This is a genomic window from Kitasatospora sp. NPDC086801, assembly GCF_044745805.1.
Taxonomy (GTDB): Bacteria; Actinomycetota; Actinomycetes; order Streptomycetales; family Streptomycetaceae; genus Kitasatospora.
The window spans coordinates 472883-498880 of sequence record NZ_JBIVAX010000001.1 but is presented as its reverse complement, the minus strand read 5'-3'; the positions used below and the strand labels follow the sequence as shown (position 1 = coordinate 498880).

The following is a 25998-nucleotide window of genomic DNA, read 5'->3' as shown; positions in this document are numbered from 1 at the left end:
CCGGGCGGGCGGCGTGCGCCGCCACCGGACGGACCGTTACGGGATGCGGCCCAGGGCCCGGTCGATCTCCTCCTTGGTGGCCGGGCGCGGCCGGGCGTTCTTCAGCACGTCGGCGGTCTTCTGGGCGCCCTCGATGGTGCGGTGCGGCTTCTCGATCCGCTTGAACGAGCGCCAGGCCATCAGCCCGAGCAGCACCGCGAGCAGCAGGTAGGCGCCGGCCACGATGAGGAACGACCAGCCGAGCGACAGGCCCAGCGCGTGGATGCCGAAGGCCGCCGCGGCGCTCAGCATCGGGACGGAGGCCAGCGCCACCACGCCGGCGACGCCCAGCGAGACGCCCCCGGAGACGCCGCGCTTGACGTCCGCCCGGATCTCGGCCTTGGCGAGCGCGATCTCGTCGTGGACCAGTGCGGACAGGTCGGCGGTGGCCGCCGCGAACAGCTGCCCCACCGAACGCTCGCCCTCGTAGGGCGCCCGGCCGTTGCTGGACGGGTCTGCGGCTCCTGCGGGCATCAGCGGTTCTCCTCTGCGGCTGTGCGGCGTGACGCCGCCGCGTGGTGCGGTTCGGGGGGCCGACGGGGGCCCGGAGGCGTCAGTGGACTGTCGACAGCTCAGAATCATGCCCCTACCGGTCAGTCGCACACCACTCCGGGGCCCCGCCGGGGGGACGTGTCCGCGGGCGGCCGGGCCGCCCGCGGGCCTCAGCGGGGCTTCTCCGACCCCTCGTCGTCGGGGCGCGGGGCGAGCCCGGCGACCTGGGACCGCCAGGCCGGGTCGTCCTCCTGGTAGACGTCCGGGACGCCGTCGCCGTCCAGGTCCCGGTCCTCCTCCTCGCACAGCTCGCGGTAGTGCCGGTTGCGGAGCTTGAGCAGCACGGTGGCCACCGCCGCACAGAGCAGCGAGCCGACCAGGACGGCCGTCTTGGAGAGGTCGGCGAGGGCCACGTCGTCGCGGAACGCCAGTTCGCTGATCAGCAGCGAGACGGTGAAGCCGATGCCCGCGAGCACCGAGACCGCGAACATGTCGGCCCACCTGAGCTGCGGGTTCAGCTCGGCCCGGGTGAACCGGGCGGCCAGCCAGGTGCCGCCGAATATGCCCACCGTCTTGCCGACCAGCAGGCCGATGACGATGCCGAGCGGCGTGGCCTGGGTGAACACCTCGCGCAGCGCCGAACCGGAGATCGTCACCCCGGCGGCGAACAGCGCGAACACCGGGACGGCCAGGCCTGCCGAGAACGGGCGGACCAGGTGCTCGATGTGCTCGCCGGGGGAGTGCTGCTCGTCGCCCTCCTTGTGGCAGCGCAGCATCAGGCCCATCGCGACGCCCGCGACCGTGGCGTGGATGCCGCTCTCGTGCATCAGTGCCCAGTTCACGACGGCCAGCGGCACGAACAGGTACCAGCCGTGCACCCCGCGCCGGTGCAGGAACCAGAACAGCACCAGGCCGGCGAAGGCCAGACCGAGCGCCCAGAACTTGATGCCGGAGCTGTAGAAGACCGCGATGATCAGGATCGCGATCAGGTCGTCCACCACGGCGAGGGTGAGCAGGAAGGCGCGCAGGGCGGACGGCAGGTGGCTGCCGACCACGGCCAGCACGCCGAGCGCGAAGGCGATGTCGGTGGCGGTCGGGATGGCCCAGCCGCTGGGGTGACCGCCGCTGCCCGAGTTGACGAGGGCGAACAGGATCGCCGGCAGCGCGACGCCGCAGACGGCGGCCACCACGGGGAGCAGCGCGGCGCTCGGGGTGCGCAGCTCACCCGCGACGAACTCGCGCTTGAGCTCGATCCCGGCCACGAAGAAGAAGATCGTCAGCAGGCCGTCCTTGGCCCAGTTGCCGAGGGTGAGGTCGAGGTGGAGCGGGGCGGACGGCCCGACGGTGTAGTCGAGGACGCTCTCGTACGCGTGCGGCCAGACGTTGGCCCAGACCAGTGCGACCACGGCGGCGACCAGCAGCAGCACGCCGCCGACCGTCTCGGTGCGCAGGGCGTCGGTGATGAACGTCCGCTCGGGCAGGGACAGCCGGCCGAGCAGCTGCCGGCGGCGGGTCGTCGGCTCGTGGACGGGCGGCTGGTCGGTCACGAGGACCTCCTGAGGGGGCTGGGAGCGGCAACGGATGCACGGGTGGTGCAGTTGCCGACCAGACTTCCCGGCGCGCCCTGTGACGCCCGGACTCCTGCTCAAGGATCTTGATGCGTCGTTAACAGTCTAGGGGATCGTTCGGGTGACATCCGGATTGTCCTATTCAAGGACTTAAGCCCTGCGGGCCGATTCTGCACTCCGGAGGAGCAGCGGCACGGCACCCGAATGGCCCTGGTCACATGCAGACGGGTGAACGCGTCCCTATCGTCGGTCGCAGGCGCCGCCCACACCTCGGGCCTGCCCCGGCTGCCGGTCGGCCTGCTGCCGGCCATGGCCCCCCGGTGGTTCACCCGCCCGTACGCCACGTTCGGCCCGGCCCACCTGCTCAGGGCGTTGCCGCGGACCCCCGTGCGGGGGGACCCCGGGCACGCAGGTGCGCTACACCAGCCTCGACTGCGGACTGCTCGGACTGCTGCTGGCCAACGCGGCCGGGCAGCGCTACGACGACCTGCTGGCCGCCCGGGGGAGGGCGGCGGACTGACGGCACGGCCGTGCCCCGGGCGGTGGTCACCGCCCGGGGCACGCTTCACCAGGCCAGCCGGCCAGCCGGCCAGCCGGTCAGCCGGTCAGCCAGGTTAGCCAGGTCAGCGGTTGCCGCCCGCCGGCGGCAGCTGGGCCTGGATCTGGCTCATCACCGTGCTGTCGGCGAGGGTGGTGGTGTCGCCGACCTCGCGGCCCTCGGCGATGTCGCGCAGCAGACGGCGCATGATCTTGCCGGAGCGGGTCTTCGGCAGCTCGCCGACCACCTTGACCTGCTTCGGCTTGGCGATCGGGCCGAGCGTGCGGCCGACGTGCGCGCGCAGCTCCTCGACCAGCTCCGGGCTCTCGGTGGCGCCGCCGCGCAGGATCACGAAGGCGACGATGGCCTGGCCGGTGGTGGCGTCCGCGGCGCCGACCACGGCGGACTCGGCCACCGACGGGTGGCCGACCAGGGCCGACTCGACCTCGGTGGTGGAGATGTTGTGGCCCGAGACGAGCATGACGTCGTCGACCCGGCCGAGCAGCCAGATGTCGCCGTCCTCGTCCTTCTTGGCGCCGTCACCGGCGAAGTAGCGGCCCTCGAAGCGCGACCAGTAGGTGTCGATGTAGCGCTGGTCGTCGCCCCAGATGGTGCGCAGCATGGACGGCCACGGCTCGGTGATCACCAGGTAGCCGCCGGAGCCGTTCGGGACCTCGTTGGCATCGTCGTCGACCACGGTGGCCGCGATGCCCGGCAGGGCGCGCTGGGCCGAGCCAGGCTTGGTCTCGGTGACGCCCGGCAGCGGGCTGATCATCATGGCGCCGGTCTCGGTCTGCCACCAGGTGTCCACGATCGGGGTCTTGCCGGCGCCGATGTGCTCGCGGTACCAGATCCAGGCCTCGGGGTTGATCGGCTCGCCGACGCTGCCCAGCACCCGCAGCGAGGACAGGTCGAACTTCGCGGGGATGTCGTCGCCCCACTTCATGAAGGTGCGGATCGCGGTCGGCGCGGTGTAGAGGATCGTCACGCCGTACTTCTGGACGATCTCCCAGAACCGGCCCTGGTGCGGGGTGTCCGGGGTGCCCTCGTAGATGACCTGGGTGGCGCCGTTGGAGAGCGGGCCGTAGACGATGTACGAGTGGCCGGTGACCCAGCCGATGTCGGCGGTGCACCAGTAGACGTCGGTCTCCGGCTTGAGGTCGAAGACCGCGTGGTGGGTGTAGCTGGCCTGGGTGAGGTAGCCGCCCGAGGTGTGCAGGATGCCCTTGGGCTTACCGGTGGTGCCCGAGGTGTAGAGGATGAACAGCGGGTGCTCGGCGTCGTGAGCCTCGGGGGCGTGCTCGGTGGACTGGCGCGCGGTGATCTCGTGCCACCACACGTCGCGACCCTCGGTCCAGGAGACCTCCTGCCCGGTGCGGCGGATCACCAGGACGTGCTCGACGCCGTCGACCTTGGTGAGCGCCTCGTCGATGGCCGGCTTGAGCGCGGACGGCTTGCCGCGCCGGTAGCCGCCGTCGGCGGTGATGACGAGCTTGGCCTGGGCGTCCTCGATGCGGGAGGCGACGGCGTCGGCGGAGAAGCCGCCGAAGACCACCGAGTGGGTGGCGCCGATCCGGGCACAGGCGAGCATCGCGACGACCGCCTCGGCGATCATCGGCAGGTAGACCGCGACCCGGTCGCCCTTGCGGACGCCGAGCTCCAGCAGCGCGTTGGCGGCCTGCGAGACCTCGTCCTTGAGCTGGGCGTAGGTGATCGAACGGCTGTCGCCGGGCTCGCCCTCGAAGTGGATCGCGACCCGGTCGCCGAGGCCGGCCTCGACGTGGCGGTCGACGCAGTTGTAGGCCACGTTGAGCTTGCCGTCGGCGAACCACTTGGCGAAGGGCGGGTTGGACCAGTCCAGCGTCTCGGTCGGCTCGACGGCCCAGCTGAGGCGGCGGGCCTGCTCGGCCCAGAAGCCCAGGCGGTCCTCGGAGGCCTGCGCGTACGCGGCCGCGGTGACGTTGGCGGCGGCGGCGAGCTCTGCCGGCGGGGCGAATCGCCGCTCCTCCTTGAGTAGGTTGGCCAGGCTCTCGTTGCTCAACGCGCACTCCTCATCGAGTCATGATCGGAGACGATCCCGTGCGTGGGGATTGTCCCGTGTGTCCCAGCGCACAGCTCACCAGGCGAATGGGGCACTTGACAAGAGGCTCCGGATAATTGGTGTAGACCTTTGACCGACACTCGAACGGCGCGTCGTGGGGGGGGCCGCCCCCCCCGGGGGGGGGGGCCGCCCCCCCCGGCGGGGGGGGGGGGGCGCCCCCCCCCGCCCCCCCCGCGCCCCGCCCCCCCCCCCCCCCCCCCCCCCCCCCCCCCCCCCCCCCCCCCCCCCCCCCCCCCCCCCCGGAGGGCCCGTGCCCCGGCCCGCCCGGCGGGGACACGGGCCCGGCTCTCAGGCGGCCAGCTGGGGGCCGTCCGCGTCGTCGTCGGCGTCGTCGGCGGGAACCCGGCCGCCCTCATTCACCCGTTCGGGCGTGTCGCCCGCCACCGGCGCCGTCCCGGTCGGCCCTGTCCCGTCGGCCGTGGTCCTGGCCGGCGCCGTCCCGATGCGCGCCTCGACCGGACTGAACGTCCCTTCGGCCCGGTCGAGCACGTAGGCCTGGGCGGTCGCGAAGTCGAAGTACATCCCGACCAGCCGCAGGGTGCCCTCCTCCACCCGGCGCTCCACGGCCGGGTTGGCCAGCAGTTGGTCCAGTTGCTGGACGACGTTGGTGATGCAGAGCTGCTCCACCAGGTCCACCACCGGCCGCGCGTCGAACCCGGCGGGGGCCCGGCGGAGCCGGTCCAGCGAGCCGCGACCGTTGCGCAGCCAGCGGGCCAGTGGGGTGGGTGGCCCGGGGCGCTCGTGCACGCCGTCCAGCAGGGCCTTCATCGCGCCGCAGCCGGAGTGGCCGCAGATCGTGATCGAGCCGACCTCCAGGACCTCGACCGCGTACTGCACGGCGGCCGCCACCGAGTCGTCGGCCGCGCCGGGCTCATACGGGGCCGGCACCAGATTGCCGACGTTGCGGACGGTGAACAGGTCCCCCGGGCCGCTGTTGGTGATCATGCTGGTGACCATCCGCGAGTCCGCGCAGGTCAGGAAGAGCTGGGAGGGCGTCTGTCCCTCCCGGGCCAGCCGGGCGAGTTCGGGCCGGATCAGCGGGGCGGTGTGCTGTTGGAACACCCGGACGCCGTCCAGCAGCCGGCCGTGCGGATCCTCCTGCTGCTCGATGCAGTGGTGGCCGACCCAGGGCGTCCAGGCCCGGCAGCGGTGCGGGCCGGGTGAACTGCCGGCCCGGACGGTGCCGTCGGGGTCGAGCACCTCGTCGTCCCTGCGGCGCGTCACCATCGCGACCCGGCCGCCCGCGGCCTGGTGGCCCGTCCGCCAGCTGTGCAGCGTCTCGTACGCGGCGTGGTCCAGGAAGGAGCCGTCGTGGACCACGGTGACCTCGGCGCGGGACGGGATCCCGGCCAGCGCCCGGCTCAGCCGCGGTACGGCGGTGAAGGTGAGCGGCCCGTGCGTCTGGACGGTGACCGCGCCGTCCGGGCCGGCCAGCACGTCCACGTGGGCGCGGGTCAGCCGGTGGAGCGCGAGCAGCACGGCGGTGCCGGCGCCGAGCGCGACGCCCCACAGCACGCCGAGCGCCACCACGCCGAGCACGGTGGTCAGGTAGACCGGGAACTCGCGGTGCCGGTGCACGTTGCGGATGTGCGCGAAGCTGACCATCTGCAGCCCGACCACCAGCACCAGCGCCGCCAGCGCGGCCAGCGGGATCCGGCGCAGCCCGCCGGTCAGCGCCAGCGCGGCGGCGAGCACCCAGACGCCGTGCAGCACCGAGGACCACCTGGTCTGGCCGCCGGCCCGCACGTTGGCGGTGCTGCGGACGGCGCCGCCGGCGATGGGCAGCCCGCCGACCAGCCCGCTGACCAGGTTGGCCAGGCCTTGGCCGCGCAGTTCGCGGTCGAGGTCGCCGGTACGTCGGGACATCCGGTCGACCGCGACGGCGGACAGCAGCGACTCCACGCTGGCGACGGCGGTGACGGTGAGGACGGCGGCCAGCACCCCGGCCAGCGGGCCGTGCGGCAGTGCGGGCACGAGGGCGTGCGGCTGCCAGGCGGGCAGCCCGATGTGGGCCAGCCGCAGGTCCAGGGCCAGGGCGAGCGCGGTCGCGGTGGCGACGGCGGCCAGCGGGCCCGGCACCTTGGTCAGCTTGGCGCCGAACTCGCCCGCACGGCCGGGGAGTCGGCCGAGTCGGGGCCAGCCCAGCAGGACGGCCACGGTCACCGAGCCGACCAGCAGCGCGGGCGGGTGCGGCCCGGCCAACTGGCCCGGCAGCGCGAGGAGGTTGGCGAGCGCGGAGCTCTGCGGGGAGCCGCCGAGGACGACGTGCAACTGCGCGATGGCGATGGTGAGCCCGACCCCGGCCAGCATGCCGTGCACGATGGCGGGCGAGACGGCGAGCGCGGTCCGGGCCACCCGGCGCACGCCGAGCAGGAGTTGGAGCAGCCCGGCGGCGAGGGTGATGGCGCAGGTGGCCCGCCAGCCGTACTGGACGATCAGTCCGGCGGTGATCACGGTCAGCGCGGCCGAGGGGCCGCTGACCTGGAGCGGGGTGCCGCCGAACAGCCCGACGACGATGCCGCCGATGGCCGCGGCGGCGAGGCCGGCGGTGAGCGGGGCGCCGGTGGCGAGCGCGATGCCGAGGGAGAACGGCACGGCGATCAGGAAGACCACCAGGGAGGCGGAGAGGTCCTGGGCCCAGCGGGCTCTGGTGCCGGGGCCCGGTGGTGCGTGGTCGGTGGTGTCGGAGGCGATGGGGGCGCTGGAGATGTCGAGGGTCATTGTCTTCCCGTCTGTCCGGGGGAACGAACGCAGTCAGGTCCGGCGGTGGGTCCGGGGTGGGGCTCCGGGGCGGATCGGCTGTCGTGGGTCGCGACGGTGTGGCGGGATGGCGTGGGCGCGGCGGGGAGTGCGGGTGTCACCGGCCGGACCTTGACCATCAGGGCCCGCCAGGGGCCTGGGCGAGGTGCGGGACGTCTCGCCGAGGGCCGTCGGGACGGACCATCAAGACTCGGTAAACCGAGGGTAATGAAAGCTTTGCACAGCGTCATTCCGGGAGGGAAGGGGAAAACCCCCTGATTCACCCCATTGGGTGGTGTTCGAACCGCTGGGAATCTGCAAGTGGCGCCGGGCGGGCCGGGCATGCGGAACGGGCCGTGGCCCTCCCCGGGGAAGGGGGGAGGGCCACGGCCCGTTCGGGCGGAGCGGCGTCAGGCGCGCGCGCCCGCCGGGGCGGGCCGCTCGCCGCCGGTCGCGAGCCCGCCCAGCACGAAGGCCTCGTCCACCTGGGTCGCGAGGTCGACGCCGACCTTGGCGCTGGCCCAACTCTCCGCGTTGCGCAGGTGGAACAGCACGGCCTGCTCGGTGTAGCGGCGCACGTCCCGCTGCCCGTACGCGGCCTCGGCCTCGGCCCGCAGCTCCTCCAGGACGGCCCGGTTGGCCGGCTCCAGCGACTTCAGCGGCGGCTCGGCGCCCTGCTCCAGTCGGCGCACCCAGTCCGAGTGCCCGAAGGTGGTGAGCAGGTCGTCGCCGACCTCGCGGCGCAGGAACGCCAGGTCGTCCGGGCCCTGCACCTTGTTGCCGATCACCCGCAGCCGGACGCCGAAGTCGTGGGCGTAGTCCTTGTACTGGCGGTAGACGGAGACGCCCTTGCGGGTCGGTTCGGCCACCAGGAAGGTCAGGTCGAAGCGGGTGAACAGGCCGGAGGCGAAGGAGTCCGAGCCCGCCGTCATGTCGGTGACCAGGTACTCGTCGGGGCCGTCCAGCAGGTGGTTGAGTAGCAGTTCCACCGCGCCGACCTTGGAGTGGTAGCAGGCCACGCCGAGGTCCTCCTCGGTGAAGGCGCCGGTCGCCAGCAGTCGGACCGAGCCCTCGTCCAGGGCGATCGGGCGGGCGCAGGCGGCGTAGACCGGGTTCTCCTCGACGATCCGCAGCAGGCGCGAACCCCGGCCGGGCGGCGTGGTTTTGATCATCTCGTCGGCCGAGCGGATCAGCGGGTTGCTGCCGCGCAGGTACTCCTTGATCTCCGGCAGGTGCGCGCCGAGCGAGGGCAGCTGCGCGGCCTGGGCGTCCGTCAGCCCCAGGGCCGGGCCGAGGTGCTGGTTGATGTCGGCGTCGACGGCGATGACCGGCCGGCCCGCGGCGGCCAGATGGCGGATGAACAGTGCGGACAGCGTGGTCTTCCCGCTGCCGCCCTTGCCGACGAAGGCGATCTTCATCTGGGACTCCGGCTCTCGCTCTGGGCCCGCGCTCGGGCCGCCTGCTCAGGGGTCGCGCATGCCGAGGCGCCCCTAATTGGAAATCGTTATCGTCTCCGATAGTGGCCATGCTAGCCGGGGTTTGGGCCTCCTCGGCGAAGGGAAGTGAGGATTGCCTCTAACGGGTGATCCGGGGTTGCTGTTCCGGGAGGGGCCAGCTGTTCATTACTCTCGGGTAGGTGAGCACTGGAACAGATCCCCTCGCCCCGCTGGCCCAGCTCCCCGGGGTGCCCGACGCCGTGGCCGAGGTCCGCAAGGCCGTCGACCGGCTCTACGGCCACCGGGTGATGCGCCGCCGCGCGGCCGAGGTCACCTCCGAGTCCGCGCTGCGCGGCGCCCGCGCGTCGGCGGCGCTGGCCGGGGCGGACTGGCCGTTGGAGGAGGTCCGGCGCCGCAGCGACTTCAGCGCGGACACCGAGGCCCGGACCGTCGGCGCGGCCCTGCGGATCGCCGCCGAGGCCGGCCAGCTGCTCAGCATCTGGCGGCACTCGCCGCTCCAGGTGCTGGCCCGGCTGCACCTGCTCGCCGTCGGCGACGGCGAGCCGTCCGCCGGGCGGCCCCGCCGCGCGGGCGAAGGCGTCGAGGACCTGTTCCCGCTGGAGCTCGAGCCGGTGGAGAGCGTCGAGACCGTCCGGGTGGACGAGCCGCTGCCCGCGCTGCCGCCCGCCCCGGGCGCCGAGGAGGTCGCGGCCCGGCTCGACCAGCTCTCCCGGCTGCTGGTGGCGCGCGCCGAGGGCCAGGGCGTGGGGACGCCGGCCCTGGTGGTCGCCTCCGTGGTGCACGGCGAACTGCTCGCGCTGCGGCCGTTCGGCGCGTACAACGGCGTGATCGCGCGGGCCGCCCAGCGGATCGTGCTGCTCGCCGAGGGGCTCGACCCGAAGTCGATCTGCCCGGCCGAGGTCGGTCTGGCGGAACTCGGCACCGACGCCTACCGGCGGGCCCTGGCCGGCTACCTGGCGGGCACGCCCGAGGGGATGGCGGCCTGGATCGCGCACTGCGGCCGGGCGCTGCGGCTCGGTGTGCGGGAGAGCACGGCGGTCTGCGAGGCGATGCAGCGCGGGATGGTCTGAGCGGGATGGTCTGAGCGGGCGCGGGGCGGCCCGGAGCGCGCGGAGCGGCCGGAGGGGCGCGCGGTCCGGGAGTCGCGCGGTCCGGGAGTCGGGCGGTCCGGGAGTCGCGCCGGGCACGAAAATGCGGCGGCACCTGATCCTGACTGGTGCCGCCGCTGGTGCAGATACCGGGTGACCATGCATGCACCGGAATTGCTGATCAGACGGGGATCCTGCCCGTTCGTCTGGTCCAGCGGCCCGACAGCGGGTCGGCTGCATGTGGGTGCTCGGACATCTGTACACGCGGTCCGTGGGGCCTTAACTGCGTTGTCGGTTTGACCTCTTCGGGTCCTGACCGGGTCTCGCGGGCCGTGCTTCATTTGTATCGCGTTTCGGGCGAAAGGGGAACCCGAAAAGAGAACTCTGTGCTGATTGCCCGATTTGCCTGCGTTGTGGGGCCCGCAGTGGGTGGCCTGTGGGCCGCGCCTGTGAGCCGTGCCTGCGGGGGTGTCCTGCGGTGGGTGGCTCAGGCCGCCGGGCGGCGTCGGCGGGCCAGGTACCAGATGACCCCGGCGGTCACGGCCGCCGCCCCGATCGCCACGGCCGTCAGCGCCGAGCCGCTCGGCGCGGAGAACTCCGGGAGTCGCCGCCGCAGTTCCACCGGCCGGTCGAAGACCAGCACCGGCCACTCCCGGGCCTGCGCCTCCTTCCGCAGCGCGCGGTCGGGATTGACCGCCGACGGGTGGCCGACGGCCTCCAGCAGCGGCAGGTCGGTGGAGGAGTCGCTGTAGGCGTAGGACGCGGCCAGGTCGTAGCCCTCGGACTCGGCCAACTCCCGGATGGCGGCGGCCTTGTTCTCGGCGTAGGCGTAGTACTCGATCTCGCCGGTGTAGCAGCCGTCCTCGACCTTGAGCCGGGTGGCGATCACGTGGTCCGCGCCGAGCAGCGCGCCGATCGGCTCGACCACCTCGGAGCCCGAGCTGCTGACGATCACCACGTCCCGCCCGGCCGCGTGGTGCTGCTCGATCAGCGAGGCGGCCTCGTCGTAGATGATCGGGTCGATCAGGTTGTGCAGCGTCTCCGCGACGATCTCGCGGACCTGCTGGACGTTCCAGCCCCGGGTGAGCGAGGAGAGGTACTCGCGCATCTTCTCCATCTGGTCGTGGTCCGCGCCGCCGACCAGGAAGACGAACTGGGCGTACGCGCTGCGCAGTACGGCCCGACGGTTGATCAGGCCGCCCTGGTAGAACGGGCGGCTGAAGGCCAGCGCGCTCGACTTGGCGATGATGGTCTTGTCCAGGTCGAAGAAGGCCGCCGTGCGCGGCCCGCCCGGCCTGGGGCGCACGGGTGAGCGGGTCTGCGCGGGCCCGGTGGCCTCGCCCGGGGACTCGTCGGCGTGGTCGTCGGCGTTCTCGGTGGTGTCCACGGGAACCGAGGATAGAGGGAGCCGCAAAACAGGCCGCCATTCGGTGTACTCGTGGGCGTGCGGGTTTGTGTTTCTGGCCGCTCGGGTACACCATGGAAGTCACGGATCGTTCGCGACCGTGCTAACCCGGTCCGGCTCCTCCCCCCCGAGTCGGGCTGTGGATAGACGACCCCCGCTCTCCCCCCCGGCGGGGGTCGTCGCACGTCCGGGGCCATTTTCAGGGCCTGAAGGCCCTTCGCGGCGAGCGCCGCGGCCGCCCCGCCGACGGTGTACAGGGGGTGTCGACACCCTGGTCCACTGACCACCTTTCGTCACTCTGCGTCGCTGTTTGCTCATGGCTGCCCGTGGCGCTTCGGCCGGTTCCGATCGGTGGGCCGGGCTGCGGCGGGCCGTCCGAGTGGCGGCCGGGGAGTGCCCGCCGGGATGGTCGGCCGGGGCGCGGCGGGCTTCCGGTTCATCTCCGTGATCCCCGATCGTCAATTCTTTGACGATTAATCCCCCGCCCGGGTGAACGTTTTCCTCCACAGCCCATGAGTTGTCCACAGGGATTCGCAACGTGGATGACGGAATCCCGATCTCCCCCCACCGTGATGGTCGGCGGCGGTCGCCGGGCGGATCTCATCTCCCTCTCTCCCAGGAGGTCTGCCGGGCGGCCGCTCGCCGGAACCGTCCGACGCGCGCCCCGGACCGCCCCTGGCGGCCGTCGGCGCAGAGGGGAGCCCGCCATGTCGACGCCGATCGCCGACCACGCCACCACCGAAGGGCCCGGGGCCACCGGCCCGCTCGTCGTCACCGAGGACGAGGGCCTGGCCGAGCACCTGCTGCGGCTCTGCGCGGCCGCCGGCACCGAACCGAGGCTGATCCGGGGCGCACCACCGCCGCGCGAGCTCTGGGAGGGCGCCTCACTGGTGTTGGTCGGGGACGACCAGGCCGCCCGGTGCGCAGGGCTCGGCCGGCGCGGCGGGGTGCTGCTGCTCGGGCTGGACCTCGACGACGCCGGGGTGTGGGTCAGAGCCGTCCAACTCGGCGCCGAGCACGTGCTGTTCCTCCCCGACGCCGAGGCCTGGCTGCTCGACCGGATCGCCGACGCGGCCGAGGGCGTCGGCTCCCCGGCGCTCACCGTCGCCGTGCTCGGCGGCCGGGGCGGGGCCGGGGCCTCGACCCTGGCCTGCGCCCTCGCGGTCACGGCCGCGCGGGCGGGGCGGCGGACGATGCTCATCGACGGCGATCCGCTGGGCGGCGGCCTCGACATCCTGCTCGGCGGCGAGGCGGCCCGCGGGCTGCGCTGGCCCGATCTGGCCGGTTCGCGCGGGCGGGTCAGCGGGGCCGAACTGGCCAGGGCGCTGCCGGTGCTCAAACGGCTCTCCGCGCTGTCCTGCCTGTCCTGGGACCGCGGTGACACCCTGACCGTGCCACCGGAAGCCATGCGCAGCGTGCTGGCCGCCTCCCGGCGGCGCGGCGGGCTGGTCGTCGTCGACGTGCCGCGCCACCTCGACGCGGCCGCCGGGCAGGCGCTGGAGCAGTCCGACCTGGCGCTGCTGGTGGTGCCGGCCGAACTGCGCGCGGTGGCCGCCGCCGACCGGGTCGCTGCGGCCGCCCGGATGCGGCTCGGGGACGTCCGGGCGGTGGTGCGGTCACCGCGCGCCTTCGGACTCCCGGCCCACCGGATCGCCCGCGGGCTGCGGCTGGAGCTCGCCGGGGAGTTGGAGCCGGAGCCCGGGCTGGCGGAGGACGTCGAGAAGGGCGTCCCGCCCGGGATCCGGGACGGCGGCCCGCTCGCGCGTTTCTGCGAGACCTTCCTGGACGAGGTGCTGCCGCCGGTGCCGGCGGTCGGAGGAGGTGTGTACTGATGGTCCGTCTACGCAGAACAGGCCCCACCGTGCGGGCGGGGGGCGGTCCGAAGGGCCGGGGAGACGGTGCGCGGGAGCAGCGGCCGCTCAGGAGCGTGCCGCCGCCCGGCGGGCCGCCCGAGGCGCCGCGCCACCCCTGCCCGTACGGGCGCACCGCCCGGGAGGAGCGGACGGCGGAACTGGTGGACGCGGTCCGGCTGCGGCTGGCCGAGTCGGGTGCGGCCCCGACGGCGGGGTCGGTCGCGGCCGTGCTGCGGGCCACCCGGCCGCCGCTCGGCGGGGACGAGGTCCTGGACACCGTGCGCTCGCTGCGCGCCGAACTGGTGGGTGCGGGCCCGCTGGAGCGGTTGCTGGCGGCGCCCGACGTCACGGACGTCCTGGTGAACGGTCCGGACGAGGTGTGGGTCGACCGTGGCGGCGGCCTGCACCGGGCCACCGGAATCCGGTTCGCCGACGCCGAGGCGGTACGGCGGCTGGCCCACCGGCTGGCCACCGCGGCCGGGCGGCGGCTGGACGACGCGCGGCCCTGGGTGGACGCCCGGCTGCCGGACGGCACTCGCCTGCACGCCGTGCTGCCGCCGATCGCGGCCGGCTGCACGCACATCTCGCTGCGGGTCTGCCGGCCCAGGCCGTTCACGCTCGATGAGTTGGTGGCGGGCGGGGCGCTGCCGCCGGAGGGCGCCGGCCTGCTGGCCGGCATCCTGCGGGCCAGGCTGTCGCTGCTGGTGTCTGGCGGGACGGGCACGGGCAAGACCACGCTGCTCGCGGCCTTGCTCGGCCTGGTCGGGCCGGAGGAACGGATCGTCATCGCGGAGGACTCCGCCGAACTGCGGCCGGCCCATCCGCACGTGGTCCGGTTGCAGAGCAGACCGCCCAACCAGGAGGGGCTGGGCGAGCTCACGTTGCGGGACCTCGTCCGGCAGGCGCTGCGGATGCGCCCGGACCGGCTGGTGATCGGGGAGGTTCGCGGGGCCGAGGTGTCGGACCTGCTGGCCGCGCTGAACACCGGGCACGAAGGCGGCTGCGGCACGGTGCACGCCAACACGGCGGCGGACGTGCCGGTCCGGCTGGAGGCGCTGGGCTCGCTCGCCGGGCTCGACCGGCCCGCGCTGCACAGCCAACTCCGGTCCGCGCTGGACCTGGTGGTGCACCTGGTCCGGGAGCCGGGTTCGGGGCGCCGCCGGGTGGCGCAGATCCACACGCTGGCTGCCGGTCGTGACGGCCTGGCCGTCACGACCCCGGCGGTGGAGTTCCCGGCGGCGGGCGGCCTGGTCCCCGGGGCGGGCTGGGAGCGGCTGGTCGGGCTGCTGGCGGTGCGCGGGGTGTCGCTCGGGGCGGGGCCGACGTGACGGCGGCGGTGGCCGGGTTGGCGGGTGCGGCCGTGCGGGCGGCGGAGCTGGCGTTCGTGCTGCTGCTGGGCGGGTGTGCGGCGGGCGCCCTGGCGCTGCTCGGGGTGTGGAACAGGAAAGACCGACGACCGGGAGGGTCCTGACGTGATGAGTGATCAGAGTTCGTTCTGCTGGGTTGTGGTGCTGTGCCTGGTGGCCGTCGCCGGGTGGCGTGCGGTGCAGGAGCAGTTGCCGGGCGGGCGGCGGTACAGGCTGGTGCTGGCCGGCAGTGGGCCCCCTCCCGTTCCGGCGCCGGGCCCGCCGGCGGCGGCCGAGGGGCGTGCCCGGCCGCGAGCGTCCGACTGGCTGGCGCCCGAACTGCTGCTCCTGCCCGTGGGGTTGGCCGTCGGGCAGGCGGCCTCCTCGCCGGTTCCGGTGCTCGCCGCCGGGCTGGCCGTACTGCCGCTGCGGCGGTGGCGGCTGCGGCGTCGCGTGGCGGTGGAGTCCGGGCGGCGGGCGGCCGCCGTGGTGGAGCTCTGCGCAGGGCTGGCGGGGGAGTTGCGCAGCGGGGCGACGCCGGAGCAGGCGCTGCACCTGGTCACGGCCCGCCTCGCGGCCGACCCGGACGGGCTGCGCCGGCTCGGCGAGGAGCCGGTGGCGCGGCTCGCGGCGGGCCGGTACGGCGGGGACGTGCCCGCCGCGCTACACCTGCTCGCCGAACTGCCGGGCGGGAGCGGGGCGTCGGCGATCGCGGCCTGCTGGCGGGTCGCCTCCGACGGCGGGTCGGGGCTGGCCGTCGCGCTGGACCGGGTGGCGGAGGCGCTGCGCGGCGAGCGGGCGCTGGCGGAGGAGATCGCCGGGGAACTGGCGGGGCCGCGGACCACGATCGCAGTCCTGGCCGCCCTGCCGGCCGCCGGGCTGCTGCTGGGGGCGGCGCTCGGGGCCCGGCCGGTGGACGTCCTGCTCCACACGCCGGCCGGGCTGGGGTGCCTCGCGGCGGGGGCGGCACTGGAGGGTCTGGGCGTGCTCTGGACGGCGCGCATCGTCCGGTCGGCGGCCCGGGGCGCCCTGGAGGCGCCCCGGCGGGTTCCCGGGGCGCGGGGTGGTGGCGGCGGGAGCTGCGGGCTCTCACGGGTACGGACGCGGACGCGGGTGCGGGCGGAGGTGGTGTCGGGGTGATCCGGGGAGCCGGGTGGGCGGTCGTCGGAGGTCCGGTGATGGTGGCCGTTGTGGTGCTGGCGCGTGGGTGGGTGCGGCAACGGCGGGCGTTCGGTCGGGTGTTGGCGCGGGTGCCGTCGAGAGTGGGGTCGGGGTCGGGAGCGGGGGCGGGTGCGGGGCCGGGTGTGCGAGCGGGGCCGCTGACTTCGGACGGCGGCGGCGGGTGTTGGCGGCCGGTGGCCCTGGCAGCGGGCGCCGGGGTCGGTGCGGCGGTGCTGCTCGGCGGCGCCGTCGGGGTGGCCGTCGGGGCACTGGTGGCGGCGGGCGTGCACCGGTGGTCGGCCCGGGCGCGCTCCCCGACGGAGCGACGGGCGATCCTGGAGGAGGAGCTGCTGGACAGGCAACTCCCGCTGAGTGCGGAGCTGTTGGCGGCCTGCCTCGGTTCGGCGGCCTCGCCCTCGGCGGCGGTGTCGGCGGTCGGGCGGAGCGTGGGGGCGCCGATGGGGCCCCGACTGGTCGCGATCGGTGCCGAACTGGCCCTGGGCGCACCGCCGGAACTGTGCTGGAGCCGCCTGGGCGAGCAGCACCCGTCGCTGGCCCCGCTGGCCCGTTGCCTGGTCCGGACGAGCCTCGGCGGGGCTCCGGCGGCCGGGCCCTTGATCGGGCTCGCGCAGGGGCGGCGGACGGCGGCCGCCCGGGCGGCCCACGTCCGGGTCCGCCGGGCGGGGGTGCTCGCCACCGCTCCGCTCGGGCTCTGCTTCCTCCCGGCCTTCGTCCTGATCGGCGTGGTGCCGGTCGTCATCGGCCTCACCACCCGCTTCGCCCAGGGCGGGTGAACGAGGGGCCGTGCCAGGCGGATCGGCGGCGGAGCCGTTGGCGGCAGGGACGTTGCTGGCACCGGGGGCGTCGCCATGTCGGAGACATCGGTATTTCGTTGACAGGAGAGACTCATGACCGCAGTGATCGCAACGAGGCCCGGCAGTGGGCGCCCGCTCCGGCAGGTGCCCGGGGTGTGGCGGCGCAGGAGCCGCCGGGCGGCCCGCCGGATGTGCGGGATGGCCCGGAACCGGGGCCGGTCGGACGCCGGGATGACCACGGCGGAATACGCCGTCGGCACCTTGGCCGCGTGCGCCCTCGCGGCCGGGCTGTACAAGGTGGTGACCAGCGACACCATCATGGGGGCGCTGACCGACGCACTGGAACGGGCGCTTCATGCGACCTAGCGACCGTCCGCAAACGCCCGACTGCGCGGCGGCATCGGGGCACGGGTCTCGCCGTGTTGTCGTCGATCGCCCGACGGCCCCCAGCCCTCGACCGGGAGGCGCCACCACCGCATCGTGCCCCTCCTCCGCCGTGCGGTGCACGGACCCCGACACCGTCGCGCCCGACCTCCGGGCGGATGACGGGACGTCGAGGACTCGACCGGGTCGGGCGGCGGCAGGTGGTGGCGGGCGGGTGTGGTCGCTGCGGCCGGGCCGTCGCGGCGATGCGGGCTTCGTCACGGCGGAGACCGCGGTGGCCCTGCCGGCACTCGTCCTGCTCGCGGCGATGCTGATCTGGGGCGTGCTGGCGGCGGCCGCACAGATCCGCTGCGTGGACGCGGCCCGGGTCGGGGCCAGGGCGGCCGCACGCGGGGAGGCGGACGCCGCCGAACTCGCCCGCGCGGCCGCGCCGCCAGGGGCACAGGTGCGGGTGGCGGTGGCGGCGGACGTGGTGCGGGTGGAGGTGGACGCGCCGTGCGGGGCGCCGGGCAGGCTCGGCGGGCTGCTCGCCGTACGGCTGGGCGCGGCCGCGGTGGCGGCGAGGGAGGACACCCTCGTGGGGGTCACGGGAGGTGCGGGAGCCGTGGGAATCGCGGGAGGTGGTGGTTCATGGCCGTCCTGACCGGGGTGCGGTCGGCGGCGCGGCGGTGGGCGAGGGCGCGTACCGCCCGGGCGGCCGCCGTCGGCGGGCACGGGCCGGACGCCGGCTCGGCGACGGTCTGGCTGCTCGCCCTGGCGATGCTCGGCACGGCGGTCTTCGCCGGGACGATGGCGGTCGGAGCGGTGGTCGCCGCGCGGCACCGGGCCGAGTCGGCCGCCGACCTGGCGGCCCTCGCGGCCGCGGACCGGCTGCTGCTGGACCCGGACGGCGGGTGCGGGCGGGCCGTGGGGATCGCTGCCGCGCAGGGCGCGGGTCTGGTGTCCTGCGCGGTGGACCGGGCAGGGGACGCCGTCGCGGTGGTGGCCGAGGTGACGGTCGGCGGGCTACCGGCGCGCCTGTCGGTCGGCCCGGCACGGGCGAGGGCCCGGGCCGGACCGGTGCGGGCCGCGGTCACCGCCGCCGAGGACGGTCTCGACGGGCCGTCCGGCGGGTCGGCGGTGGGCTCATGAGCCGGTCGGCGGCCCACCGTCCGCGCCCGGCTCGGGCTTCGCTCCGGAGTCCGCCTCGGGGGCTGCTTCGGATCCCGCTTCGGATCCCGCTTCGGAGTCCGCTGACGGGTTTGTTGAGGGAGCCGCCGTTCCGGAGTCCGTCCCGGGGTCCGCTTCGGAGTCCGCTGAGGGGCTCGCTGAGGGGCCCGCCGCCCTGGCGCCTGCCGTCTCGGGGGCGCCGGCCAGCAGGACGTCCAGGAGCCGGACGGCTGCGGCCTTGTCCAGCGGCTCGTTCCCGTTGCCGCACTTGGGCGACTGGACGCAGGACGGGCAGCCGCGCTCGCACTCGCAGGAGGCGATCGCCTCGCGGGTGGCCGTCAGCCACGCGATGGCCCGCTGGAAACCGCGTTCGGCGAAGCCGGCCCCGCCCGGGTGGCCGTCGTAGACGAACACGGTGGGTAGTTCGGTGTCGGGGTGCAGCGGGACGGAGACGCCGCCGATGTCCCAGCGGTCGCAGGTGGCGAACAGCGGCAGCAGCCCGATCGAGGCGTGTTCGGCGGCGTGGGCGGCGCCGGGCAGCCGGTCGAGCGGGACGTCCGCGTCCAGCAGCTGGTCCTCGGTGACGGACCACCAGACCGCGCGGGTGCGCAGCGTGCGGGGCGGCAGGTCGAGCTTGCTCTCGCCCATGATCTCCCCGGTGGAGATCCGCTTCCGGAGGTAGCCGACCACCTGGTTGACCACCTCCACCGAACCGAAGCTGAGTCGGCCCTCGCCCCAGGGAACGGTGGTGTCGGTGTCGAGCACGGAGATGGAGGTGATGTCGCGGGCGGCCGTGGTGTACGGCGGGTCGGCCGGTTCGACCAGGGCGACCGAGTCCTCCAGGTCGAGTTCCCGGACCAGGAAGGTGCGGCCCTGGTGCAGGTGGACGGCCCCGGTGTGGACGGTGGTGTGGGCGGCCGCGGCGTCCACTGTGCCGAGCAGGCGGCCGGTGTCGGCCTCGACGATCTGCACCGGACTGCCGCCGCTGCCGCGCAGGTCGACGGCGTCGGCCGCGCGTTCGCGGCGGGTCCAGTACCAGGAGCCGTCGCTGCGCCGGCGCAGCAGGCCGCGCCGTTCCAGGACGGGCAGCAACGGTGCGGTGGAGGGGCCGAACAGCTCCAGGTCGGCGTCGGTGAGCGGGAGTTCGGCGGCGGCCGCGCACAGGTGCGGCGCGAGGACGTGGGGGTTGTCCGGGTCGAGCACGGTGGCTTCGACGGGCGCCGCGAACAGCGCCTCCGGGTGGTGCACCAGATAGGTGTCCAGCGGGTCGTCCCGGGCGATCAGGACGGCCAGCGCGCCCTGGGCCTCGCGGCCGGCCCGCCCGGCCTGCTGCCAGAGCGAGGCCCGGGTGCCGGGGTAACCGGCCATCAGGACGGCGTCGAGGCCGGAGACGTCGACGCCGAGCTCGAGAGCGGAGGTGGAGGCGAGTCCGAGCAACCGGCCGCTGTGCAGCGCGCGTTCCAGGGCCCGGCGTTCGTCGGCGAGGTAGCCGCCGCGGTAGGCGGCGACCCGGTCGGCGAGCGGCCGGCCGAGCTGGTCCTGGGCCTGGAGGGCGACGAGTTCGGCGGCGCGGCGGGAGCGGACGAAGACGACGGTGCGGGTCTGGCGCTCGACCAGGTCGGTCAGTAGCTGCGCGGCCTCGGCGGTGGCCGTGCGGCGGACGGGCGCGCCGTGCTCGCCGACGTTCTCGGTCAGCGGCGGCTCCCAGAGGCCGAAGACCATCGGCCCGCGCGGCGAGGCGTCCTCGGTGACCGCCCGGGCGGGCAGGCCGGTCAGGCGCTCGGCGGTGGCGGCCGGGTCGGCGGTGGTGGCGGAGGCGAGCAGGAAGGTGGGTGACGAACCGTAACGGGCGCAGACGCGACGCAGCCGCCGGAGCACCTGGGCGACGTGCGAGCCGAACACACCCCGGTAGCTGTGGCACTCGTCGACGACCACGTAGCGCAGCACCTTGAGGAAGGAGGCCCAACGGGCGTGGGCGGGCAGGATGCCGCGGTGCAGCATGTCCGGGTTGGTGAGCACGTACGAGGCGTACTGGCGGACCCACTCGCGTTCCTCGGGCGGGGTGTCGCCGTCGTAGAGGGCGGCCCGGACCCGGGGCGGGGCGAGTTCGGCGGCCCGGCGGCGCTGGTCGGCGGCCAGCGCCTTGGTCGGGGCGAGGTAGAGCGCGGTGGCGCCACGGCCGTTGCGGGCCTCCGTGCCGTCCAGCAGGTCGCTGAGCACCGGGGCCAGGTAGCCGAGCGACTTGCCCGAGGCGGTTCCTGTGGCGATCACCACAGTCTGACCGCTTTTGGCCAGTTTCATTGCTTCTGCCTGGTGCGCCCAGGGCTGCTCCACCCCGACGGCGAGCGCGGCGGCGACGATCTCGGGCCGGATCGACTCGGGCCAGGGCGCATAACGCGCAGGTCGGGCGGGAAGGTGCTCCGTATGGGTGAGCCGGTCGGACCGCCCCCGGCTGGTGGACAGGGTTGTGAGCAGTGCCTCGGGCAGGCTGTGTCGGGGCGGCATGAGGACCCAGTGTGTCACCGGCGTGACGCAGAATCGTCGTAAGCCATCGTGCGGGCATGGTCGCAGGTGGTTGAATGTGGCCGTGACGGCCGGATGGCCGTGGGTCGCAGCGCCGAGGCTTGCCACGCGTGGCTGGGCGCGGCCGGGCTCGCGACCATGCGGTGGCGGCCGGCCGGCCGAGGATCGCACATGACGTAGCAAGGCAAGGTGCTGGAGGTTCCGTGGACCTGTCCCTGTCGACCCGTTCAGTCGGCGATCGTACGGTCGTCGAGGTTGGCGGCGAGATTGATGTGTACACCGCCCCGAAGCTGCGGGAGCAGCTGGTCGAGCTCGTCAACGACGGCAAGTACCACCTCGTCGTCGACATGGAAGGCGTGGACTTCCTCGACTCGACCGGCCTCGGTGTGCTGGTGGGCGGTCTGAAGCGAGTGCGCGCCCACGAGGGCTCGCTGCGCCTGGTCTGCAACCAGGAGCGCATCCTGAAGATTTTCCGCATCACCGGCCTGACCAAGGTCTTCCCGATCCACACCTCGGTGGATGACGCGGTCAACGCGACCGACTGACGCGGCCGGGCCGGCCCGTGCCCGTGGAGGCCGGCCCGTTCGTTCCACGCGTCCGGGGTGCCGGGGCCTGCGGGCCCCGGTGCTTCCCGGCCGCCCCGGGGCCGGTTCCGCCGGCCCGCAGGGGCCGCATCGCCGGCCCCGGTCGGAGCACCCCGAAGGGGAGAGATGGCAACCGTCGAACTTCGATTCAGCGCGCTTCCGGAGCACGTGCGAACGGCCCGGCTGGTCGCCGCGGCCGTCGCGAGACGGGCGGGGGTCGACGAGTCGGTGCTCGACGAGGTGCGGCTCGCGGTCGGTGAGGCCTGTTCCCGCGCGGTCGGCCTGCACCAGCGCGGCGGCATCGGCGGCACGGTCCGGGTCGCGTTGACCGACCAGGAGAAGCGTTTCCTCATCGAGGTCGAGGACGAGGCCGGCCCCGCCGCCGTCCCGGCCCCGGGCGCCGCCGAGGCGGCGGACCCGGACGAGGACACCCTGGGCCTCGCCGTGATCACCGGTCTGGTCGAGGACCTGGAGGTCACCAACGGCGCGGACGGCGGCCTGATCCGGATGAGCTGGCCGGTCTCGGTCGAGTCCGTGGTGGTCTGAGGGCCCGACCTTCCGCGTGCCTTGCGCACCCCCAGTGGTCCAGCCGTTGGCCCGGTCCCTGGTCCAGTCCTCGGGCGTGCGTTGACAGATTGTTGAACCTGGCGGTTCGCTGCTTCCGGCGCGTCCGGGTCCGATCGGTGATCGGACCTGTCGCGCGAAGGAAGACCATGCGGATTCGCATTCTGCGGTCGGCCGGACAGGCCACCGCCACGCTGGAGGCCACACCCACCACCGAGGCGCTCTGGGCCGAGCTGTCGATCAGCTCCTCGGCGAGCACCTGGGGTGGGGAGGTCTACTTCGGCACGCCGGTCAGCGTGCCGCGCGAGGGCGACGCCCGGCAGGTCGTCGAGCCGGGCACGGTCGCGTTCCGGACCGACGGCGACAGCCTCGCGCTGCCCTACGGGCCGACGCCGATCGCCCACGACGGCGAGTGCCGACTGGCCGGCCCCTGCGACATCCTCGGTGGACTGGACGGGAACGCCCGGGTGCTGCGCACCGCCGGCCCGGCGATCCGATCCGCGTCGAGCGCGCCTGAGCGGGGCCGGGCACCCGCCGGGGCACCGAGGTCCGGGAACCGGGAAGCAGGCAGCGGACACCGGCCGTGTAGGTTCGACGACCGAAGACGACCGAAACCGAAAGGCTTCTCCCGGTGAACAAGCGACTGCTGGCCGTACCCGTCCTCGGCGCGCTGCTCGCGTTCGGCGCCGTCGGCTGCGGCGGCGACGACAACGGCAAGCAGCTGGAGTCCTGGGCGTCGAACGTCTGCGGCGCGGCCAAGGACCCGATCGCCCAGGCGCAGGCCGCGCTCGTCGACACCGGTCAGGTGAAGACCGGCGAGGCCCCGGCCGACCTCCAGAAGCGGCTCTCGGCGGACATCGGGCGGTTGGCCAAGACCAACCAGGACATCGCGGGGGCCATCAACTCGGCCGGTGTGCCCAAGGTGAAGGACGGCGCGAACCTGCAGAAGGACGCCGTCGCCGAGCTGACCAAGGCGGCCGACGGCTACCAGGACATCCAGAAGAAGCTGGACGCCCTGTCCAACGCCGACCAGGCGAAGTTCGCGGACGGGCTGCGCAGCGTCTCGGACCAGATCCAGCAGCTGGCCTCGCTGTCCACCCAGGCGCAGGGCAAGCTGCAGCGCGGCGATCTCGGCGCGGCCATGGCCAAGCAGGAGGGCTGCAAGCCCGCCGCCTCCGCGGCCCCGGGCGGCGGGGCCGGCGGCGCGTCGGCCACCCCGGGCGCCGGGGCGCCCGGCGGGACACCCGCGCCCGGTGCGACGGACGGCGCGAGCCCGGCGGCCACCCCCTCCGCGGGCGCCGACACCACCCCGGCGAGCCCGCCGGCCACTCCGCCGGCCACTGCGGCGACGACCCCGGCCGCGCCCCCGGCCACCCCCGCGCCCAGCGCGAGCTGAACCCAAGGCCGTTGGGCCGGGACCGGGCAGCCGCCCCGCCCCGGCCCGGTGGCTGCCCTGCCCTGCCCCGGCCCGGTGGCCGCCTCGCCCCCCCGCCCCTTCCCACCCGCCGTCTCGCCCCCCCGCCCCGGCCCGGTGGCCGCCTCGCCCCCGCCCCGGCCCGGTGGCCGCCTCGCCCCCCCCGCCCCTTCCCACCCGCCGTCTCGCCCCCCGCCCCGGCCCGGTGGCCGCCTCGCCCCCGCCCCGGCCCGGCGGCCGCCCCGCCCTGCCCCGGCCCGGCGGCCGCCCGGTCCGGGGCGGGGGACAATGGCGGGGTGATCAGTAGCCCCCTTCTCGACCAGACCCGCCTCGCCAAGTTGCGTGAGGCGCTGCTCGCCGCCTCGTTCACCGCCGATGGCTGCCTCGACCTGCTCGGGCCCACCGGCTATGCGGCGCTGGCCCGTAGTGAGGCGGTGCCGGCGCTGCGGGCGACCCGGGGCGGCAGCCCGCTGGAGACGCTGGTCCGGCTGTTCCTGCTCCAGCAGCCGGTGCCGTACCGGGCGGCCGCGGCCGCGCTGCCGGTCGAGGACTGCCTGGCCGACGGCTGGCTGCGCTCCGACGGCGAACTGGTGCGGGCGACGGTGGACGTCCGGCCGTACGCCAACGAGGTGGCCGGGATGGCCAGTTCGGACGCCTGGGTGGTGTCCGACCTGGGCTGTGCGGTGGGTGGCGCGGGCGGTATCGGGTCCGGCGAGACCGCGCACGGGGTGGCCCGCAAGGACCTGGTGCTCGGGGTCGGCGGCGCGTCGACGACGCTGGCCAACATCACCGTGCGCCGGCCTGTCCGGACCGCGCTGGACCTCGGTTCGGGCTCCGGCGTGCAGGCGCTGCACGCGGCCCGGCACGCCGGGCAGGTGACCGCCACCGACCTGAACCCGCGCGCGCTGCGCTTCTCCGAGCTGACCCTGGCGCTGTCCGGTTTCGACCGGAGGGAGGCGCTCACCGGCAGCCTCTTCGAGCCGGTCGGGGAGCGGCGGTTCGACCTGATCGTCTCCAACCCGCCGTTCGTGATCTCGCCGACCGGCCGGTTCACCTACCGCGACGGCGGCATGGCCGGCGACGACCTGTGCCGCGGCCTGGTCCGCTCGGCCGCCGATCACCTGGAGCCGGGCGGCTACTGCCAGTTGCTCGCCAACTGGCAGCACGTCAAGGGCGAGGACTGGCAGGAGCGGCTGGCCAGCTGGGTGGCGGGTACCGGACTGGACGCCTGGATCGTCCAGCGGGAGGTCCAGGACGTCGCCCAGTACGCCGAGTTGTGGCTGCGGGACGGCGGCGATCACCGCGGTCCTGGCGGCGACTACCAGGCCCGGTACGGCGAGTGGCTGGACGCCTTCGAGGCGGGCCGGGTCGAGGGCATCGGCATGGGCTGGATCACCCTGCGGGCGAGCGGCGCCGAGCGTCCGACGGTCCGGGTGGAGGAGTGGCCGCACCCGGTGGAGCAGCCGCTGGGCCCGCACATCGAGGAGTGGTTCGACCGGCAGGACTTCCTGCGTTCGCACGACGACGCGGGCCTGCTCGCGGCCCGTTACGTGCTGGCCGACGAGGTGGTCCAGGAGCAGGTCGGCGCGCCGGGTGCGGAGGATCCGGAGCACGTGATCCTGCGTCACAACCGGGGCATGCGGCGGGCCACCAAGGTCGACACGGTGGGTGCCGGTTTCGTCGGGGTCTGTGACGGTTCGCTGTCGGCGGGCGAGATCGTGGACGCCATCGCGCAGTTGCTCGGCGAGGACCGGGTGGTCCTGCGGGACCGGGTGCCGGAGTCGCTGCGGCTGCTGACCGAGCAGGGGTTCATCCGCCCCGAGGGCTGACCCGCTCCCCCGACGCGGGAGCCCCCGGATCTGGGCGGTCGGCGCCGGTTCACCTTCCGGTACTCCCCGGTTCGTCCGGCGGTCGTCGGTCGGCCGCCGCGCGTTGGTCCCCTGCTGTGAGGCTCTGTCCACAGGCTGTGGACAGAGCTGGGGAGCCGGGGGTCAGGGGTGGACACGACGACGGCGACGGTGGGTGGGCTGGTGCTCGCCCTCTTCGGTGGCGTGCTGCTGCTCTGGTGCGCCGCTGAAGTGCGCCTTCGCCACCGGGTACGTCGGTCGGGGGCGTCGGCGGTGGCCACGGTCGTGGTCGAGGACGAGGCGCACGGCCAGCTCGACAGCGCCCCGCTGCTCTCCTTCTCCGTCCTGCCCCCGGCCGAAGGGGTCGGCGCGGGCCGGATCGCCGAGCTGGTGCTCACCCGTCCGCGCGGACACACGCCGCTGCGCCGTCCGGACCGCTTCGCGCCGGGTGCCTCGGTGCGGATCTGCTACGACCCGCGCCGTCCGAGCCGGGTGGTGCTGGCGGCCGGGGAGATCAGCCGGGCCGCGGTCGCCGACCTGCTGTGGAGCGTGCTCGGCCTGGGCTGTCTGGCAGCGGGTGCCGGGCTGCTCTCGGCGGTCAACGGCTGAATCCGGGGCGGACGGTCGACCCCGGACGGGTTCGCCGGGAAACCGTGGTCGGCGTCCTGCGGCGGGCGGCCCCCGGGGCCGTCGATATTGCGTTGACAGATCTTGAAATCCGTCATTCCATCCTCCGGAACCCGCCGAAGCCCCCCCTCCACGGGGCGCGAACCTCCGTCATCGGGTTACCGTTCGAGTGGCGTCGGTGAGCGCGGCAAAGTGAAAACGCGGGATCCGTCCGTTTGACAAGGGTGGCCGGGGTACGGTCACACTCCGCTGGTGGGGTCGTCGTACAGCGGCAGCCCCGGGACGGTGGAGGGGCCGGGCGGAG

21 protein-coding genes are annotated in these 25998 nt (G+C 74.6%); 14 read left to right on the top strand and 7 right to left on the bottom strand.

Annotated elements, in window-relative coordinates; genetic code table 11:
- Positions 1-36: 36 nt before the first annotated feature.
- From ACIPLC_RS02250 to ACIPLC_RS02230, 5 genes are all read right to left on the bottom strand, one after another.
- Positions 37-513 (bottom strand): phage holin family protein, encoded by a 477-nt coding sequence (locus ACIPLC_RS02250; RefSeq protein WP_400470072.1) that lies wholly within the window; start codon positions 511-513, stop codon positions 37-39.
- 188 nt (positions 514-701) lie between these two features.
- Positions 702-2078, bottom strand: coding sequence for a Na+/H+ antiporter NhaA (gene nhaA, locus ACIPLC_RS02245; protein ID WP_400470069.1), 1377 nt, complete (start codon positions 2076-2078; stop codon positions 702-704).
- 644 nt (positions 2079-2722) lie between these two features.
- Positions 2723-4678 (bottom strand): acetate--CoA ligase, encoded by a 1956-nt coding sequence (gene acs / locus ACIPLC_RS02240; protein ID WP_400470066.1) that lies wholly within the window; start codon positions 4676-4678, stop codon positions 2723-2725.
- A 348-nt stretch (positions 4679-5026) separates the two neighbouring features.
- Positions 5027-7459, bottom strand: a complete 2433-nt coding sequence (locus ACIPLC_RS02235; RefSeq protein WP_400470063.1) for a SulP family inorganic anion transporter — start codon at positions 7457-7459, stop codon at positions 5027-5029.
- Positions 7460-7887: 428 nt separating this feature from the next.
- Positions 7888-8895, bottom strand: coding sequence for an ATP-binding protein (locus tag ACIPLC_RS02230; RefSeq protein WP_400470060.1), 1008 nt, complete (start codon positions 8893-8895; stop codon positions 7888-7890).
- A 218-nt stretch (positions 8896-9113) separates the two neighbouring features.
- On the opposite strand from ACIPLC_RS02230, the gene ACIPLC_RS02225 reads away from it, so the two are divergent.
- On the top strand, positions 9114-10004 hold the full coding sequence (locus ACIPLC_RS02225) for an oxidoreductase (protein ID WP_400470057.1): 891 nt from the start codon (positions 9114-9116) through the stop codon (positions 10002-10004).
- Between the two features lie 505 nt (positions 10005-10509).
- Here the strand turns inward: ACIPLC_RS02225 and ACIPLC_RS02220 are convergent.
- Positions 10510-11328 (bottom strand): HAD family hydrolase, encoded by an 819-nt coding sequence (locus ACIPLC_RS02220; RefSeq protein WP_400470629.1) that lies wholly within the window; start codon positions 11326-11328, stop codon positions 10510-10512.
- 806 nt (positions 11329-12134) lie between these two features.
- Between ACIPLC_RS02220 and ssd the strand changes: the two genes are divergently transcribed.
- From ssd to ACIPLC_RS02185, 7 genes are all read left to right on the top strand, one after another.
- A complete protein-coding gene (gene ssd, locus ACIPLC_RS02215; RefSeq protein WP_400470054.1) occupies positions 12135-13259 on the top strand; it encodes a septum site-determining protein Ssd in 1125 nt (374 codons plus the stop codon).
- Positions 13260-13354: 95 nt separating this feature from the next.
- Entirely contained in the window at positions 13355-14608 is a 1254-nt protein-coding gene (locus ACIPLC_RS02210) for a TadA family conjugal transfer-associated ATPase (protein WP_400470051.1), read from the top strand.
- Positions 14609-14755: 147 nt separating this feature from the next.
- Positions 14756-15766, top strand: coding sequence for a type II secretion system F family protein (locus ACIPLC_RS02205; protein WP_400470048.1), 1011 nt, complete (start codon positions 14756-14758; stop codon positions 15764-15766).
- A gap of 215 nt (positions 15767-15981) precedes the next feature.
- Positions 15982-16581 (top strand): type II secretion system F family protein, encoded by a 600-nt coding sequence (locus ACIPLC_RS02200; RefSeq protein WP_400470046.1) that lies wholly within the window; start codon positions 15982-15984, stop codon positions 16579-16581.
- A gap of 252 nt (positions 16582-16833) precedes the next feature.
- On the top strand, positions 16834-16968 hold the full coding sequence (locus ACIPLC_RS02195; protein WP_400470043.1) for a DUF4244 domain-containing protein: 135 nt from the start codon (positions 16834-16836) through the stop codon (positions 16966-16968).
- 292 nt (positions 16969-17260) lie between these two features.
- On the top strand, positions 17261-17629 hold the full coding sequence (locus ACIPLC_RS02190) for a TadE family type IV pilus minor pilin (RefSeq protein WP_400470040.1): 369 nt from the start codon (positions 17261-17263) through the stop codon (positions 17627-17629).
- On the top strand, positions 17617-18117 hold the full coding sequence (locus tag ACIPLC_RS02185; protein ID WP_400470037.1) for an Rv3654c family TadE-like protein: 501 nt from the start codon (positions 17617-17619) through the stop codon (positions 18115-18117). The genes ACIPLC_RS02190 and ACIPLC_RS02185 overlap by 13 nt, the downstream gene beginning before the upstream one ends.
- Here ACIPLC_RS02185 and ACIPLC_RS02180 read toward each other — a convergent pair.
- A complete protein-coding gene (locus ACIPLC_RS02180) occupies positions 18112-20640 on the bottom strand; it encodes a DEAD/DEAH box helicase (RefSeq protein ID WP_400470034.1) in 2529 nt (842 codons plus the stop codon). The genes ACIPLC_RS02185 and ACIPLC_RS02180 overlap by 6 nt on opposite strands.
- A gap of 221 nt (positions 20641-20861) precedes the next feature.
- Here ACIPLC_RS02180 and bldG point away from each other — a divergent pair, with 221 nt between their 5' ends.
- From bldG to ACIPLC_RS02150, 6 genes are all read left to right on the top strand, one after another.
- Positions 20862-21203: an anti-sigma factor antagonist BldG gene (bldG, locus tag ACIPLC_RS02175; protein ID WP_049659132.1), complete on the top strand. Its 342-nt coding sequence runs from the start codon at positions 20862-20864 to the stop codon at positions 21201-21203.
- Between the two features lie 165 nt (positions 21204-21368).
- Positions 21369-21788, top strand: coding sequence for an ATP-binding protein (locus ACIPLC_RS02170; protein WP_400470031.1), 420 nt, complete (start codon positions 21369-21371; stop codon positions 21786-21788).
- A 167-nt stretch (positions 21789-21955) separates the two neighbouring features.
- Positions 21956-22441, top strand: coding sequence for a cyclophilin-like family protein (locus tag ACIPLC_RS02165; RefSeq protein WP_400470028.1), 486 nt, complete (start codon positions 21956-21958; stop codon positions 22439-22441).
- On the top strand, positions 22438-23202 hold the full coding sequence (locus ACIPLC_RS02160; protein ID WP_400470025.1) for a small secreted protein: 765 nt from the start codon (positions 22438-22440) through the stop codon (positions 23200-23202). Before ACIPLC_RS02165 ends, ACIPLC_RS02160 begins: the two co-directional genes overlap by 4 nt.
- Positions 23203-23516: 314 nt before the next feature.
- The gene (locus ACIPLC_RS02155) at positions 23517-25049 is read left to right on the top strand and encodes a methyltransferase (RefSeq protein WP_400470022.1); all 1533 of its coding nucleotides are present in this window, start codon (positions 23517-23519) and stop codon (positions 25047-25049) included.
- 168 nt (positions 25050-25217) lie between these two features.
- Positions 25218-25676, top strand: coding sequence for a DUF3592 domain-containing protein (locus ACIPLC_RS02150; protein ID WP_400470019.1), 459 nt, complete (start codon positions 25218-25220; stop codon positions 25674-25676).
- The last annotated feature ends 322 nt before the right edge of the window (positions 25677-25998 follow it).